We start from the raw sequence: 16,550 nt of genomic DNA, 5'->3' as shown, positions 1-16,550 counted from the left end.
TGAGTGACAAAACGACGCGGATTGTATGGTAACAGAGCGTATAGAAGTTAGCGATTTCGTCTCACTGTATCGAAGTGCTCACAAACTTCCTCGATCGCGTTGAGCGTTCTTTGGGTCGGGCGGTTCAACCAGTTAGAGTTGAGAGACCAAACGTGGTGGTTCTTCACGGCAGAAAGCTGCTGATTCCATTTATTCCATGGATGAGTGTTAGCTATGGCCGATTGTGAAGTGAAAATAACATCCGGGTTTTTTAATATGACTTGCTCTGTGCTCACTTGCGGATAGGGTGCTGAACTGCTCTCAAAGACATTGATGCCGCCACAAAAGGAAAACACTTCGCTTGGCCAACTTCGTTTTGAAACAGTAATCATGGGTTGTTCGCTAAGCTGATAGAAATACGAAACCGGAATTTCAGTTTGATAGCGTTGTTTGAATTCGGCGAGTTGAGCTCTGAATTGCTGTGCGGCTTCGATACCAATCGATGGATTTTCTGCATATTTACTCAATTGCTCAATATTTTTGGCAATATCGTCCAGTGAATTTGTGGTGGAAAAGTAAATATTGAGACCAAACTGTTTGAGCTTCTCAAGCTCTCTTGGGGGATTACCAGCAGGCCATGCGATGACTAAATCTGGTTGAAGAGCAATAATGCGCTCTAGCTTAATTCCCTGATAGTTAGAAACTTTTTCTATTTCCTTTGCTTGTTCGGGATAGTCACTATGCTCGCTCACGGCGATAAGTTTATCCCCCAGACCAGCTGCAAAAGCCATTTCAGTCGCGTGGGGGGCTAAACTGATTACACGTTTGGCTGGCCCGGCGTGGCTGAAGGTTGGAAATAGTAGAAATAAAATAAGGGACAGTCGTGTCATTATTTAAATGCCTTGATAGATTAAACCCATGATCGCACTCTGTACTAATATCCAGGCAAACATCCGCCAAGCCAGTAAGCGTTGTACCTGAGCAATGTGGATCGCAGAAGGGGCTATTCTGCCACCTAGCTTACTTCGCACTGATTTCTTCCCGTCGTAAATGGCAGGCCCTCCGAGCGATAGTTCTTGCTTCGCACCCACTGAAATGATCAGCCAAGATGGTCCTGGAAGTGGCCAATTACTTGCTTGCTGTTTCAACAGTGCAAACACTTCACTGGTTCGTTTTCCTAACGCTATGACCAGTGCAAATAGGCGAAGTGGAATATAGTCTAATACCGCGACAGCACGGATAACAGGTAGACCAAAAGGAGAGAATTTCTCTCGAGATGGAGACCAAGCGCGAGCCAGTTCTACGGTCATACGATAAATGAAGGCACCAATCCCCCCTGCGATGGCGTACCAGAAAAGGACAGCGACGACATTGCGCCCGTAGGACATGATTAAGGTTTCTGCGCCCGCTTTACCTAAGCCGAGTAGCGATAGTGAGTCGGTTGAGCGATTTACTATTGGCTTGAGCAGCATTCTTGCGTGTTCTTTATCCTCTCTTGCGAGTGCTTCGACAAAATGTGCGGTGAATTTATCGGTGTTGCGCCAATCAATGGCCAGCAAGAGCAGAGTCAGCTCAAACAGCTGAGCTTGCCAGACAAGAGGTTTTAGGGCGATCAACACGATAAGCATAGGAATGGTCATCAACAACCACGCTAAAGTACCGGAGATCATACTCTGCGAATAACTGGAGTTGGTGTTGACCTTGTCAGCCAGTTGCTCAGCAAATTTATGCCATAAAATAGCAGGGTGGGCTTCTCGAGGGAAAGGAAGGATAAGGTGAAACAGCAAAGCGCCCCATAATACGAGGAGCGCTCCATTTGAGTACAACTGATGAAAAAGTTCTTCCATGAATATCAGTCACTCTCTAGAGGATTAAGCTTTTAACAAATCAACCATTTTTACTACCATCTCTGATGAGCTCTTAGCCGCTAATGGCAGGAACTCATCAAAGCTCATGCCCGCTTCCTTATCTGCGACGTCAGAGATAGCACGCACGACAACAAATGGTACCTTGAACTGGTGACAGGTTTGAGCAATCGCTGAGGCTTCCATTTCAACGGCAATAACGGAAGGGAAGTATTTGCGAATAAAGGCTTGACGCTCTGCGCTTGCGACAAATGCATCACCAGTACAGATTAAGCCACGTACGGCGTGTTTGTCGTCCATTTTCGCCAGTGCTTTTTCAGCGACATCCATCAGTTTTTCATCTGCCATGAAAGCCGCTGGCTGACCAGCCATTTGCCCCATTTCGTAGCCAAAGGCCGTCACGTCTGCATCGTGGTGACGAACTTCCGTTGAGATCACAACATCACCAAGGTTAAGGCTAGAGTCAAAGCCACCAGCAGAACCTGTATTAATCACGACGTCAGGCTGGTATTCATCCAGCAGAATAGTGGTTCCTATCGCAGCCGCGACTTTACCAATACCAGATTGAAGTAGCACCACCTCTACACCGTTAAGCTGACCTGCGTAGAAAGTACAGCCTGCTTTAGACGCTTCTTGGCAGTTTTCAATAGCTTGCTTAAGAATAGAGACTTCTTGCTCCATTGCACCGATGATGCCGATTTTCATAAGGAATCCTGTTAATTCAAATAGGTAGGTTTGGATAGGCTAAGTGTAACAGAAAAGGGGCATAACGGAATGGACTTCATGTAAGCCCCGATAGGGTTGTACGGAGTTTGTTTACTGAGAATGGCTGACGTTATTGTTCAAGCGAGTTTTCCTAATCGTTAAGAATAGGTGCTGGATTGGTTCTCCCCAAATACTTATTGCTTAACCCGAGCTCATCCCCTATAATTCGCGCTCCTCGTGTCGGCTGAATCAGAGATTGGCTGGCACAACGTTTAACCTACTCTTATTAGGAGAGAATTATGTCTCTGAATGCAGAAACTAAAGCAGCAATCGTTGCTGATTACGCACGTGGCGAAGGCGACACAGGTTCACCAGAAGTACAAGTAGCTTTACTGACTGCTTCTATCAACCACCTACAAGGTCACTTCAAAGCGCATAAAGGCGATCACCACAGCCGTCGTGGTCTTCTACGTATGGTTTCTCGTCGTCGTAAGCTTCTAGATTACCTAAAAGGTAAAGATCTAGATCGTTACCACGACCTAATCAAGCGTCTAGGCCTACGTCGCTAATTAGCGACTGCATAGAGCAGTTTGTCGAAAAAGGGGCTTTTAGCCCCTTTTTTGTTGCCAGTTACTTATTTTGGTTGGTATAACTTAGCCAAACATAATTAATCCCGCTATAATACGCCCGCATGCTCTCGATGCTTTAATAAAAGATCAGAGTCTGTTCACAAAGCTCATAGCATTACAGTCAACCACGTCGACCAAAAGGTCGCGACTATTCAAAGTGAATTCAACCTATCTCAGTTCACTTTTACTAGTCGCGATTTGTAATGCCTTGAGTATCAATCAATACACTCTAAATACATTCATATGATTATGATGTGTTTAGAAACAAGGAATAACAATGTTCGAAAAACCAGTTGTTAAAACGTTCCAGTACGGTAACCACACGGTTACTCTAGAAACTGGCGTTATCGCACGTCAAGCGACGGCAGCAGTAATGGTGACTATGGACGATACAGCAGTATTCGTTTCTGTAGTTGGTAAAAAAGAAGCGGTAGAAGGTCAAGACTTCTTCCCACTAACAGTAAACTACCAAGAGCGTACATACGCTGCAGGTAAAATCCCAGGTGGTTTCTTCAAGCGTGAAGGCCGTCCATCTGAAGGCGAAACGCTAACGGCTCGTCTGATCGACCGTCCAATCCGTCCTTTATTCCCAGACGCATTCAAAAACGAAGTTCAAGTTATCGCGACAGTTGTGTCTGTAAACCCAGACGTTCAACCTGACATCGTAACTATGATCGGTACTTCAGCAGCACTTGCTATCTCTGGTATCCCGTTCAACGGTCCTATCGGTGCAGCGCGTGTTGGTCATGTAGATGGTCAACTAGTGCTTAACCCAAGCAACACTGAGCTTGAAAATTCTAAGCTAGACCTAGTCGTTGCAGGTACTGAAGGCGCTGTTCTAATGGTTGAGTCAGAAGCTGACAACCTAACTGAAGAAGAGATGCTATCTGCTGTAGTTTACGGTCACGATCAACAGCAAGTTGTGATCAAGGCGATTAATGAGTTTAAAGCGGAAGTGGCTACTCCTGCTTGGGATTGGGTTGCTCCAGAAGAGAACACTGCGCTTGTAAACAAGATTGCTGAACTTGCAGAAGCTAAGCTAGTAGAAGCTTACCAAATCACTGAGAAGATGGCTCGTTACGACCGCATCCATGAGATTGCGGCAGAAGTAAACGAAGTGCTACTTGCTGAAGATCCTGAAGCGAACACGAAAGAAATTCACACTATCTTCCACGATCTAGAGAAGACAGTTGTACGTCGCAGCATTATCGCAGGTAACCCACGTATCGACGGTCGTGAAAAAGACATGGTTCGTGCGCTAGACGTACGTACTGGCGTTCTTCCACGTACTCACGGTTCTTCACTATTTACTCGTGGTGAAACTCAGGCGCTAGTAACGGCGACTCTAGGTACACAGCGCGATGCTCAAATCATCGACGAGCTAACTGGTGAGCGTAAAGATCACTTCCTACTACACTACAACTTCCCTCCATACTGTGTAGGTGAGACTGGTTTTGTAGGTTCTCCTAAGCGTCGTGAAATCGGCCACGGTAAACTAGCTAAGCGTGGTATTGCTGCAGTAATGCCATCTGTAGACGAATTCCCATACACAGTACGTGTAGTATCAGAAATCACAGAATCTAACGGTTCTTCTTCAATGGCTTCTGTATGTGGTACGTCTCTAGCGCTTATGGATGCTGGTGTTCCAATCAAGTCTTCTGTTGCGGGTATCGCAATGGGTCTTGTTAAAGAAGGCGACGATTTCGTTGTTCTTTCTGACATCCTTGGTGACGAAGACCACCTAGGTGATATGGACTTTAAAGTAGCAGGTACTAACACTGGTATTACTGCACTTCAGATGGATATCAAGATCGAAGGTATCACTAAAGAGATCATGCAAATTGCTCTTAACCAAGCGCAAGGTGCACGTAAGCACATCCTATCTGTAATGGATGAAGCTATCTCTGGTGCTCGTGAAGATATCTCTGAGTTCGCTCCGCGTATTCACACAATGAAGATCAGCGCAGAGAAGATTAAAGACGTTATCGGTAAAGGTGGTGCAGTTATCCGTGCTCTAACTGAAGAGACAGGTACAACTATCGAAATCGAAGACGACGGTACTATTAAGATTGCTTCTGCTGAAGGCGCTGCTGCGAAAGAAGCAATCCGTCGTATTGAAGAGATCACAGCAGAAGTTGAAGTTGGCCGCATCTACACAGGTAAAGTAGCGCGTCTAGCTGACTTTGGTGCATTCGTAACTATCCTGCCAGGTAAAGATGGTCTAGTACACATCTCTCAAATTGCTGACAAGCGAGTAGAGAAAGTGTCGGACTACCTAGCTGAAGGTCAAGAAGTTCAAGTGAAAGTGCTTGAAATTGACCGCCAAGGCCGCGTTCGTCTAAGCATGAAAGAAGCCGTAGAAAAGACTGAAGAAGCAACGGAAGAAAAACCAGTAGCTGACGCATAATTTAGTCAACTATAGGCGTATTAGCCTATTGTGCTAAAAGCATGTTATAAAGGGAGCATTACGCTCCCTTTTTTAATGCGGACCAGTCTGGGTTAAAGGCTCAGCAACAGGAGTATTTATTTGTGAAATGGTTTCAAACCGCAACACTTAGTTTGGCATTGTTAGTGACGGGCGGTTGTGCGTCTGTATTCGATCAGCAGCCTGATTGGATATTGCCGCCGATGGTTGAAGCGTTACAGCCTACTTTGCAACAAGAAGTACAGATAGCTCGATTAAGCCAACTGCTACAGCGCCCCGATTTACCCAATGAAACGAGAGCTAAAATGCTTAACGAAAGGGGAAATCATTATGATAATGTTGGCCTGAGAAACTTAGCTCGATTGGATTATGAGCAATCATTGGCAATCTACCCTGCTCAGGCGGATCTCTTCAATTTGTTAGGAGTCTATTTCACAGAGAATAGAAACTTTGATGCTGCCTATGATGCATTTGATTCTGCTTTAGAGTTAGCTCCTGATAACTCATATGCGGCAAGAAATCGTGCTATTGCTTTGTACTATGGTGATCGAATTGAACTAGCGCTTGAAGACATGCAGTTACATTATGATCAAGACCCCAGTGACCCATTCCGAGCGCTTTGGTTATATATAGTCAAGTCTGAAGTTTCCCCTCATGTTGCGAAAGAAGAGTTACTGTCTAGGTACGCGGACCGTGACAACCAGTGGGGGTGGTTTTTAGTCGGGATTGTTTTAGGTGAGGTGTCCGAGAGAGAGGCTTTTAAAGCCATCACGGAAGCCAGTAAGGAGCGTACTGTTTTGGCTCAGCGCTTGACGGAAGCTTATTTCTATTTAGGTAAACGTTATCAAGCTCAAGGAACCGATGAAGGTCTAGCGAAAGCGATATCATTCTATAAACTGGCTATTTCTTTCAATGTCTTTGAGTATGTTGAACATCGCTACGCATTTCTCGAACTACAGGGCATCTATGATGACGCGCATCAAAAGGGGATGGCTGATTCCCAAAATAAACAGGCCCGTTTAAAGTAGTCACTAGATATTTCAATTGGAACCGCTGCCTTGCAGCGGTTTTTTATTGCCAAAAATCTACTCTAAGATTAACATAGTTAGCCTTGCTAACTATATTCTGGGTTTGTTATGGAACTAGAGAATTGTTTGGTAGAACTGGAGCGTTTTTGTGCTAAAGCGTGGCGTGTGCACGCAAAAGAAGACCCATTATCGTTATTGAGTTTCAACGAGTATGATTATCTGCGGGCCATTGAAGAGCATCCGGAAGGGGTCAGAATTACCGATTTGGCTAACGAGATGAAAGTCACCAAACCTTCTGCGTCAAACATGGTGGCTCGGCTACAAAAGAAAGGTTTGGTTGTACGTGTGGCTTGTCATGAGGATGCACGCTCAAAGCGAGTTGTACTTAGTGAGCAGGTATTAAAAGACTTATCTAAAGAGCAGGTGGTATATCAACATATTGCTCAAGCGATGAAGGGTAAATTAAATGACAAAGAAGCAGGACAGCTCGTGTCTTTGTTGGAAAAATCATTGAAAGGCTAATGGGAAAACTGCCTTTCAATTTAACTATTTAGTTAGCATGGCTAACTTGTGGTGAGAAAATGCAAACGTCCATATATAAACAATTTTGGAAATACACCATTCCAACCGTGGCCGCTATGTTGGTTAACGGTCTTTACCAAGTTGTTGATGGTGTATTTATTGGCCACTACGTCGGTGCCGATGGATTAGCAGGCATCAACGTTGCTTGGCCGGTTATTGGTTCCATTCTTGGTATTGGTATGCTGGTGGGAGTGGGTACCGGAGCGATGACGTCTATTCGTCAGGGGGAAAAGGATACCTTAGGAGCAAAGCAAACCTTGGCGACAGGCTTAGTGTTGCTACTTGCGCTCACGCCTGTGGTATCAGGTGTGCTGTTTTTCTTTGCGGATGACTTTTTGTATTGGCAAGGCGCGCAAGAGAGAGTTTTCGAATTGGGATTGCAGTATCTGCATATTTTGATTGGTGCCAGTGTGTTTACACTTGGTTCGATAGCGATGCCATTTTTGCTGCGTAACGACGATAGCCCAAATCTCGCGACTTTGTTGATGGTTGTTGGAGCGGTGATCAATATCATACTCGACTACTTATTTATTGCTTGGCTTGAGTGGGAATTAACAGGAGCAGCAATCGCGACAGGGATCGCCCAAATGGTGGTCACTTTGCTGGGCGTGGGGTACTTCTTTTCCGAGAGAGCCAAATTGCGTCTTCGGTTTCATGAGCTGAAATTGAGAGTCGCACTGGTTCCAAAGATATTTTCTATTGGTACATCAAGCTTTTTTATGTATGCCTATGGTTCAGTGATGGTGGCATTGCATAATAGCTTATTTGCTCAGTATGGCGATCAACTCATGATTGGTGCCTACGCGATATTAGGTTACATCGTTACAGTTTACTACTTAACAGCGGAAGGTATTGCCAATGGGATGCAGCCTTTGGTGAGTTTTAACCATGGTGCTCGTCATCAAGAAAACATTCGCAAGCTGCTTAAGGTCGCAATGGTGAGTTCTGTGATGCTAGGCCTAGTTTTTGTCATATTGCTGAATATTTTTCCGAACGAGTTTGTTTCGGTATTTAATTCTTCCGATGAAAAACTGATTGAAAACACGATATTGGGTGTCCGTTTACATATGTTTGCCTTGGCTTTAGATGGATTCCTTGTGGTGACAGGCGCCTACTACCAAGCGATTAACAAAGGCAGTAAAGCCATGTTTGTTACTATAGGTAATATGCTGATTCAACTGCCTTTTCTTTACGTTATGCCGAAACTGATGGGGGTGCCGGGTATTTGGGTTGCTTACCCATTATCCAATATTGCCCTCAGTATTGTGGTGTTGCTAATGCTATTAAGAGATGTACGTCGCTATCACACACAACAGACAGAACACGTGATGGCTTAATAGAAGTCGTGTTTGCAATGAATCCGGTATAGGTGAGACTTATACCGGTTTTTTCGTTTCTGATGCCTGCAATATCAAGGAGGATTGCACAGCAGCTTTGGCTCAATCTCTCTTTTTGTGCTTGGAAATGCATATTCACTTTGAATGTTGTTCGAATTGTTGTTTGGAATTTATATAATTCACTGGCTAGTCTTATAGATGAGACAGATTATCTTGCCGAGTCTCTATAATGTAACGGCTGAATTTCATGTGCCTCTGGGCATTGCATTAAAATTTGAATCAATAGGGATACATTTCATGGCTAATCAGTTCCGAATGGACTCCATTCCTGGTTCACTTGTCGTTGTCGGTGGTACGTACGAGCCCTGGCTGTCGGTGTTAGAGCAAGTTGGATGGCGTTGCACTCAATGTGCAGATTTACGCAAAGCAGATGCTTTGTTCAGTGAAACAGGGCCTTGTATTGGCATCGTCGATCTTAGCCATGACGAGTTCAGCCTCAATGGTATTGCGAATTTGGTTAGCACACACAAGCAAGTCCGTTGGCTCGCATTTATTCGTGAATCGCAGTTAAGCTCAGATACCATTTGCCAGTTTATTGTTAACTTCTGTATCGATTTCTTCACTGCGCCGATTCCGGATGCTCAGCTATTGGGCACGATTGGTCATCAACTTGGAATGCTTAAACTAGAGAAAAAAGTCTGGCCACATTATGGCAGCAATAACGATATGGGGTTGATTGGTGAGTCGATCCCCATGAAGCGTTTACGTGACCAGATCAAGCGTATTGGTCCTACTGATGTCAGTATTCTTATTTATGGTGAGAGTGGTACTGGTAAAGAGACTGTGGCTCGAGCGGTTCATAAAACTTCTTCACGTGCGCAGAAAGAATTTATCTCAGTAAACTGCCGTGCAATGTCAGAAAGGCGTCTTGAAAGTGACTTGTTTGGTATTAATCGTGATGACGCTTCAGAGCCTTCGATTCTTGAGAAAGCCAATGGCGGCACCATACTGCTCAACGATATTCTGACCTTACCTAAATCCCAGCAATTGAATTTATTGCGCTTCCTTCAGGAAGGTACGATAGAAACGATAAATGGTCGCCAAGAAGTAGATGTGCGTATCCTAGCGGCAAATTCAGCAGATATTGAAAAAGCCTTGATCGATGGTGATTTTAATGAAGAGCTCTATCACTACATCAATGTCTTGCGCATCAATGTGCCAAGCTTAAAAGAGCGGGCTGGGGATATTGCGATATTGGCGCGTCATTTCTTGCAGGAATATTCGAAAGAATACAATGCTCAGGCTCGCAGCTACACTGAGGAAGCGACCCGCGCTCTGACTCGCTACCACTGGCCAGGCAATGTTCGCGAGTTAATGAATCAAATTAAGCGCATTGTTTTGATGTCTGAAACGGTGATGTTGGATGAGCAACACCTAGATTTACCTAAACGTAGCGATGGTAAGCGTAGCCTCAAGAGTATTCGTGAGCGCAGTGAGCGCGATGCTTTATTGCTGGTATTAGAGTCCCATTCTGGGCAGGTGTCGATGGCAGCAAAAGAGTTGGGTGTATCACGCGCGACCATGTACCGATTGCTAAATAAGCACAACCTCATTAGTGACACAACGGTATAAATAATTGTTTTAGCTATATAAAGTCACACGCTAACTGGTGTGTATTTATATTATCTCTAGTGAATATGTCGATTAATCTGATATTGCTTAGTGGAATATCTTATGTCATTAAGCTTTATTGGGTTATTTTTAGGTTAATACCTTGTATTTAAATTTTATCTAACAAAGTGGTTGAAATATCATCGTTGATGCATAGAATTTAACCATGAGCACACGCTCATAAATCGAAACACTTTTCTATTTGGATTAATACGTTACTTAGGAGGCGCACAATGAAACATTTCAAAGCTACTTCATTGAACATTGCGTCTTGCGATCACTCAGCGGCGACTAAACAAGATAAGTCTGTTGCATGTGATCCTAGATCTACCCGAGTAATGTAATTAGTCCGTATCCTTTTATTTTTAATTGGCTGCGGAAAAGCAGCGAATTAAAAGTGTCCTCATTTTGTTGTCAGTTTATTCGTTGATCTTTTCCCAGCTGTCTATCATCCAACTGGAGAATTATCATGAGCCATTCTGTATATCTAAAACTTGCTACGCTATTGGTGAAAGCTGACCTACGTCGTGAAGAGCGTGAGTGGAAGCGTCGAGTTCGACGCAGTGCCTTCCATATCCCATGGGAAAATGAGCGTTTATTACGTGATATAGGTTTAGAAAGAGACGGTCGCCCTGTCGGTCATACAGAGCCAGATAGCGTAAAAGCTGAACGCCGTATTCGTCATCTTCGTCGAGTACTCAGTGCGCGAATACCGACGTAATTAAAAGGGCCAGTCTGCTTCGCTGGCCCGAACCTTATCAACCAGCTACTGATGCAGTAGCTGGTTTCTTGTTAAGGGCAAGGATTGGAATAGGTCGTGCCAATCTCTTGAAGTCCCTGAAGCAATTCTTCACTTAATACGACATCAAGGCTGTCAATATTAGACTTGAGCTGTTCCAGGTTTGTGGCTCCTATGATATTGGAGGCAACGAACGGTCGTTGATTAACAAATGCTAAGGCCATTTGAGCAGGATCGAGCCCATGCTCTCTGGCAAGGTTGACGTAAGCTTGCGTTGCTTGGATGCCTTGCGGTGTAAAGTAACGCACAAAGCGCTCAAACAACGAACATCTTGCACCTTGTGGACGTGCATCATCGAGGTATTTGCCGCTCAAACAACCAAATGCCAAAGGTGAGTAGGCAAGAAGCTGAACACCTTCGTAATGGCTAATTTCAGATAAGCCAATTTCAAAACTGCGGTTAAGCAGGTTGTATGGGTTTTGAATGGAAACAATACGTGGCAGTTCATGTTTTTCTGCCAGACGTAATAACGTCATAACGCCCCAAGGGGTTTCATTCGATACACCAATATAGCGAACCTTACCGGCTTTAATCAGTTCCGCCAAACTCTCGAGAGTTTCAATTAACGTGACTTCTTCCTGCTCATCTGGATACGGATAGTTGAGTTGTCCGAAGCAGTTTGTCTTGCGTTGAGGCCAGTGCAGCTGGTACAGATCAACGTAATCAGTTTGCAGCCGTTGCAAACTTTGGTCTATTGCTTGATGAATATTACGTCTATTCAAGCTCATATTGTCACGGATGTAAGGAACATTTCTTGGCCCTGCAATTTTGGTGGCCAATACGACTTTCTCTCTCTTTCCCGATGCTTTCAGCCAGTTACCAATGTACTGCTCGGTTAGACCTTGAGTATTTGCTTGAGGTGGAACCGGATACATCTCAGCGGTATCGATAAAATTCACACCACGTTCAAGCGCATAATCAAGCTGACTAAATGCTTCTTGTTCAGTGTTTTGCTCGCCAAATGTCATGGTACCGAGACAGATTTTACTAATTTCAAGAGTGGAATGCGGTAACTTGTTGTATTGCATTGAACTTCCTTACTCAATATCTCTTTGTTATCCCAATATAGGGCATCGTCACATGAGATGAAACGGGAACGATAACAATTTCGCAAAATCTGCGTAGTTAACTAGAATTTAAATACGGAGGTAAGCTATGCAAAAAAGCCAATTAGATAAATGGATTCATGGGCACCATAAAGACAGCTATCAATCACCTAAAGTGTTTGTCATTGGTTGCTCAGATCTCTCACACTACCTTCTCGCGGTGGAGTATAAGCACAAATTGGAACCTATTAAGCAAGATGATGAGACGATTCATTTCGAATCATTAGACTCTGTCAAAGAGGAGCTATTGCGGCTCGGTGTCGAAAGGGCTTATCTCAGGTTACATAATGCCTATGACGAATGTGGTTCAGGGGATGCACCACTTTATCATGATGTAGAGCTGTCACTAACGACGCACTAATTTAGACAAAGTGTTGTTCAAGAATTTTGGCAGTAAACTGAGTACGAAGATAGAATCCGCGCGGCAACGTCATTATAGGTTTGCCGCTCGCCCCATAGGCTTCGGTTAAAACACGACTGTTGGCTGCTTTTGGTCTTAGTTGAAGGACTTCGCCATGGCGCGCTGTAATTTGTTCGACTCTTCCTAAAACGATCATCTCCATCAGTTCTTCCCAATCCGTTTTGAGCTGCCACTCTTCGCTTTGGTTTGGTGACCAAATAAGAGGTGAGCCAACTCGACGTTCGGCTAATGGAATTTCTCGCTCTCCTTGTACGGGGACCCAAAGAACACGTGATAGCTTGTTGCGGACATGACTGGTTTCCCAAGTTAAACCTTGAACTCCTATTAATGGTGCGACACAAACAAAAGTGGTTTCTAAGGGTTTGCCGCTATGACCGATTGGGATTGTTTTAAGCTCTATGCCGAGTTGTTCAAAGTCTTGTTGCGGTTTGCTACCCGCTATGGCACCTAGATGCCACTCGAGTAGTTGTCCAACCCAGCCTTTGTCTCTTCTCAAATCAGGTGGAATGGTAAGCTCAGCTTCTGCGGCAAGCTCTTGAAAACTGATACCAGCAATCTCCCTTGCTCGGTCAAGCAGCTCTGTTTCTGACTTGGGTTCAGGTTTCATGTGGGGTTATCGGCTTGGTCAAACGTGATGGTCATTGTAACGGAATTTGATCCAAATGTGACTGGTGAAAAATTGATCTTAGAGTTGAAAAGATCATCGGTTAATGAGTTATCCACAGAATTAGTCGTGTGCTAGTTGTAATTTTTCCATGTTGTATGAATAAACAGTACTTTTAATGCGAATTTTTACTTGAATTTTCCAACGCTAATTGTATTTGTTATTTTTTTTGTGGATAAATATAGTGCTGATGGATCTTTAACCGATCGTGTTTGGGATTGTCTGTTTGATCATTACAGCATGATGTAAATTATCACTTTTTACTTATCTTTTTGATTTTATTTTTCTTTTTTGGTTTTTGACTTAAGGTTTTATCGAGTTTTAAGGTGTGATGGATAAACAATGATCACTTTCACTAAGATTCTACACATGGTTATACACAGAAAAGGTGTATAAATGTGGCCTGAGTCTCACCTTTGTGTGTATAACCTAGCTTTAGGCTAAAAGTTATCCATGAAAGGCAAGTTAAGCCATATTTTACGTATCAGTCACACTAGTAAGTTTGCTACATCTGGGGATATGTGGAAAAATCACTGTAATTAAGAATTTATTAGAGGTTGGCCAGTGATAGATGGCGATGGTTACCGCTTAAATGTGGGAATTGTAATCTGTAACAACCATGGTCAGGTCTTCTGGGCTAAACGATACGGGCAACATTCATGGCAATTTCCTCAGGGAGGAATTGACGACGGTGAGACTCCTGAGCAGGCAATGTACCGGGAGCTCTACGAAGAGGTTGGTCTTACTAAAAAAGAGGTAAAAATTGTAGCCACTAGCCGTCATTGGTTAAGGTATAAACTACCAAAACGATTAGTGCGCTGGGATTCGAAACCTGTCTGTATCGGACAAAAACAGAAATGGTTCCTTCTTCGTCTGGATTGTGATGAATCACGAATTAATATGCAGCGAGGGAATTCCCCTGAATTTGATGGTTGGCGTTGGGTGAGTTACTGGTATCCAGTCAGGCAAGTCGTATCCTTTAAGCGTGATGTGTATCGTCGAGCCATGAAGGAATTTGCCTCTGTCGCAATGCCATTTAAAGAACGCAGAGCGAAAGGTAAACGCAAACATAAAAGAGGATAGACATGCTTTCTCAACTAAGGGACATAGTTGAACGGGTATCTAAAGTCGAAGATGTGCATCAGGCACTAAAGGTTTTAGTAAAGCAAACATGCAGCGCCATGAACACGGAGTGTTGTACTGTCTATCTCGCTAATGAAGAAATGCAACGCCTTGAGTTAATGGCAACTCAAGGCCTTCGTTTTAAAGGTAATAAAATTCATATCAATTTCAGCGAAGGTTTGGTCGGCTTGGTCAAACGTAGCGCTGAACCTCTCAACCTTGCTGAAGCTTCTCGGCATCCTAGCTTTAAATACTTTTCCCAGCTCGGCGAAGAGGTTTATCAAAGTTTTCTTGGCACGCCTATTATCTATCGCAAGCAAGTCTTAGGCGTTCTGGTTGTACAGCAAAAGCAGCCCCGTCAGTTTGATGAGATGGAAGAGTCCTTTCTGGTGACTCTGGCGGCCCAGCTAGCGGTGATCATCGCTCATGCTCAAACGCAAGGTCACTGGCGCTTAGAGAAAAAGCAGCATGCCATCAAAGGTGTGCCAGCCTCGTCTGGGGTCGCGATTGGTGAGTTTTGGTGGGATGATACTCAACCAGATTTGACCGAGGTGTATCCCGCATCAACCTTAGATGTTGACCGTGAACAAGAGTGGTTATTGCTGGCAATTGAAGATGCGCTGAGCGATTTCCGTCGAATGCGTAAGAAGCTCGATAGTGAAATTAACAAAGACACTCTGGCTATTTTCGATTTGTTTACGCACTTGCTGAACGATCCGATGTTGCGTAAAGATCTCAAAGCACAGATCCAAAAAGGGGACCGTGCCGATTGGGCGTTAAGACAAGTTGTTGAGAGCTACTCTAACCGATTTGCTCGTATGTCGGATGTCTACCTCAGAGAGCGAGCACAGGACATAAAAGAGCTGGGACAGCGCTTATTGTTCTTTCTCCATAATACAGAGAAGGATCAACCCGAGATCGATAAACCCGTTATCTTGGTAGTGCGTGAACTCACGGCGACTTTACTGGCTTCTATCCCTAAAGACAAATTGCTAGCGGTGATCTCTCTAGAAGGGGCCGCGAATTCCCACGCAGCGATTTTATCGCGAGCTTTAGGGATCCCAGCAGTGATGGGGGTGACGCTTAACCCTAAGCCAATCAATGGTAAGCGTGGCATTGTTGATGGTTATAGTGGCAAGATTTTTGTCTCTCCGGGGAAGCAGCTACTCAGAGAATACCGTGAACTGGCTCATGAAGAGAGTGAGTTGGCGAGCATGGTTAATCAACGAATTCTTGAGCCGGCTTGTACAAGTGATGAGGTTCGTATCGAGGTGATGCTTAATGCTGGTTTAAGCGCGGATGCCAATATCGCGGTGAACCAAGGGGTTGATGGCGTAGGTTTGTATCGGACTGAAATTTCTTTTTTGCTCCAACATCGATTCCCTTCTGAAGATGAACAAACGTTGCAGTATCAATCTGTCCTTAACACATATCCCGATAAACGTGTCGTTATGCGTACGCTGGATGTGGGTGGAGATAAGGCTTTACCTTATTTACCTATCGAGGAAGATAACCCATTTTTAGGCTGGCGGGGCATTCGATTTACTCTAGATCATCCAGATATCTTTTTAATGCAAATTCGGGCTATGATGCGTGCCAGTGCTGATCACAATAACTTGAGTATCCTTCTGCCTATGGTGTCTGGTGCTCAAGAGCTGGATGGTGCGATCGATCTCATCGAGCGTGCCTATCAGGAAGTTTCAGAGTTGGATGATAGGGTTGAGATGCCTGCGATTGGTGTGATGATTGAAGTGCCGTCGATGATTTATTTGCTGCCTTTGATTGCAGAGAAAGTCGACTTTGTTTCTATCGGGACCAACGATCTGACCCAATATCTGCTGGCCGTTGATCGTAATAATGCACGGGTTTCTGATGTGTACGAATCGATGCACCCCGCAGTGATCATGGCTTTAGATCATATTCAGCAGACATGCCAGCAACTGCAACTGCCAGTTTGTATCTGTGGTGAATTGGCTGGTGACCCTATTGGCGCACTTCTTATGGTTGGCTTGGGTTATCGTAGTTTGAGTATGAATACGTCCAACGTGGCTAAGGTCAAATATTTGCTGCGCCACACTGACAGTGGTGAATTAAGGCAACTTGCTGACAAAGCATTGATGCAACCGTATGGCAATGATATTTATACAATGATGCAAACTTTCTTTGAAGAGAAAGGCTTTGCAGGTTTTATCCGCGCAGGTAAACGATAAGGAAAAA

General features: G+C 44.2%; 15 protein-coding genes. 10 read left to right on the top strand and 5 right to left on the bottom strand.

What is annotated here, in order from left to right:
- Positions 1 to 47: 47 nt before the first annotated feature.
- Genes btuF through mtnN form a run of 3 tightly spaced genes read right to left on the bottom strand, consistent with a single transcriptional unit; the run spans position 48 to position 2,549 of the window.
- Positions 48 to 869: a vitamin B12 ABC transporter substrate-binding protein BtuF gene (gene btuF / locus L1D31_RS18365; RefSeq protein ID WP_239838506.1), complete on the bottom strand. Its 822-nt coding sequence runs from the start codon at positions 867 to 869 to the stop codon at positions 48 to 50.
- Positions 870 to 872: 3 nt separating this feature from the next.
- Positions 873 to 1,826 (bottom strand): cobalamin biosynthesis family protein, encoded by a 954-nt coding sequence (locus L1D31_RS18360; protein ID WP_239838505.1) that lies wholly within the window; start codon positions 1,824 to 1,826, stop codon positions 873 to 875.
- Between the two features lie 24 nt (positions 1,827 to 1,850).
- Positions 1,851 to 2,549, bottom strand: a complete 699-nt coding sequence (mtnN, locus tag L1D31_RS18355; RefSeq protein ID WP_239838504.1) for a 5'-methylthioadenosine/S-adenosylhomocysteine nucleosidase — start codon at positions 2,547 to 2,549, stop codon at positions 1,851 to 1,853.
- Between the two features lie 299 nt (positions 2,550 to 2,848).
- Between mtnN and rpsO the strand changes: the two genes are divergently transcribed.
- The 7 genes from rpsO to L1D31_RS18320 all read left to right on the top strand — a co-directional run bounded on the left by rpsO (position 2,849) and on the right by L1D31_RS18320 (position 10,942).
- Positions 2,849 to 3,118, top strand: a complete 270-nt coding sequence (rpsO, locus tag L1D31_RS18350; protein ID WP_006957756.1) for a 30S ribosomal protein S15 — start codon at positions 2,849 to 2,851, stop codon at positions 3,116 to 3,118.
- Between the two features lie 337 nt (positions 3,119 to 3,455).
- Positions 3,456 to 5,585: a polyribonucleotide nucleotidyltransferase gene (gene pnp / locus L1D31_RS18345; protein WP_239838503.1), complete on the top strand. Its 2,130-nt coding sequence runs from the start codon at positions 3,456 to 3,458 to the stop codon at positions 5,583 to 5,585.
- Positions 5,586 to 5,707: 122 nt separating this feature from the next.
- The gene (gene nlpI / locus L1D31_RS18340; RefSeq protein ID WP_239838502.1) at positions 5,708 to 6,631 is read left to right on the top strand and encodes a lipoprotein NlpI; all 924 of its coding nucleotides are present in this window, start codon (positions 5,708 to 5,710) and stop codon (positions 6,629 to 6,631) included.
- Positions 6,632 to 6,739: 108 nt separating this feature from the next.
- The gene (locus tag L1D31_RS18335; protein ID WP_239838501.1) at positions 6,740 to 7,153 is read left to right on the top strand and encodes a MarR family transcriptional regulator; all 414 of its coding nucleotides are present in this window, start codon (positions 6,740 to 6,742) and stop codon (positions 7,151 to 7,153) included.
- 59 nt (positions 7,154 to 7,212) lie between these two features.
- Entirely contained in the window at positions 7,213 to 8,550 is a 1,338-nt protein-coding gene (locus tag L1D31_RS18330; protein ID WP_239838500.1) for an MATE family efflux transporter, read from the top strand.
- A 297-nt stretch (positions 8,551 to 8,847) separates the two neighbouring features.
- Positions 8,848 to 10,182 carry a cyclic-di-GMP-binding transcriptional regulator VpsR gene (vpsR, locus tag L1D31_RS18325; RefSeq protein ID WP_239838499.1) on the top strand — a complete coding sequence of 445 codons (1,335 nt, stop codon included), beginning with the start codon at positions 8,848 to 8,850 and terminating at the stop codon, positions 10,180 to 10,182.
- A gap of 508 nt (positions 10,183 to 10,690) precedes the next feature.
- Positions 10,691 to 10,942: a DUF1127 domain-containing protein gene (locus L1D31_RS18320; protein WP_239838498.1), complete on the top strand. Its 252-nt coding sequence runs from the start codon at positions 10,691 to 10,693 to the stop codon at positions 10,940 to 10,942.
- A gap of 71 nt (positions 10,943 to 11,013) precedes the next feature.
- Here L1D31_RS18320 and L1D31_RS18315 read toward each other — a convergent pair whose 3' ends face one another.
- Positions 11,014 to 12,048, bottom strand: a complete 1,035-nt coding sequence (locus tag L1D31_RS18315) for an NADP(H)-dependent aldo-keto reductase (RefSeq protein WP_239838497.1) — start codon at positions 12,046 to 12,048, stop codon at positions 11,014 to 11,016.
- A gap of 127 nt (positions 12,049 to 12,175) precedes the next feature.
- Between L1D31_RS18315 and L1D31_RS18310 the strand changes: the two genes are divergently transcribed.
- Positions 12,176 to 12,487 (top strand): DUF6482 family protein, encoded by a 312-nt coding sequence (locus L1D31_RS18310; RefSeq protein ID WP_239838496.1) that lies wholly within the window; start codon positions 12,176 to 12,178, stop codon positions 12,485 to 12,487.
- 1 nt (position 12,488) lies between these two features.
- Here L1D31_RS18310 and mutH read toward each other — a convergent pair whose 3' ends face one another.
- Entirely contained in the window at positions 12,489 to 13,154 is a 666-nt protein-coding gene (gene mutH, locus L1D31_RS18305; RefSeq protein WP_239838495.1) for a DNA mismatch repair endonuclease MutH, read from the bottom strand.
- Between the two features lie 621 nt (positions 13,155 to 13,775).
- Here mutH and rppH point away from each other — a divergent pair.
- Entirely contained in the window at positions 13,776 to 14,294 is a 519-nt protein-coding gene (gene rppH, locus L1D31_RS18300; RefSeq protein ID WP_239838494.1) for an RNA pyrophosphohydrolase, read from the top strand.
- Between the two features lie 2 nt (positions 14,295 to 14,296).
- Complete coding sequence (gene ptsP, locus L1D31_RS18295; protein WP_239838493.1) at positions 14,297 to 16,543, top strand: phosphoenolpyruvate--protein phosphotransferase; 2,247 nt, start codon at positions 14,297 to 14,299, stop codon at positions 16,541 to 16,543.
- Positions 16,544 to 16,550: the final 7 nt, after the last annotated feature.

Source organism: Vibrio sp. Isolate23, from assembly GCF_022398095.1.
GTDB lineage: Bacteria > Pseudomonadota > Gammaproteobacteria > Enterobacterales > Vibrionaceae > Vibrio > Vibrio coralliilyticus_A.
This window is presented reverse-complemented; position numbering and strand designations above follow the sequence as displayed.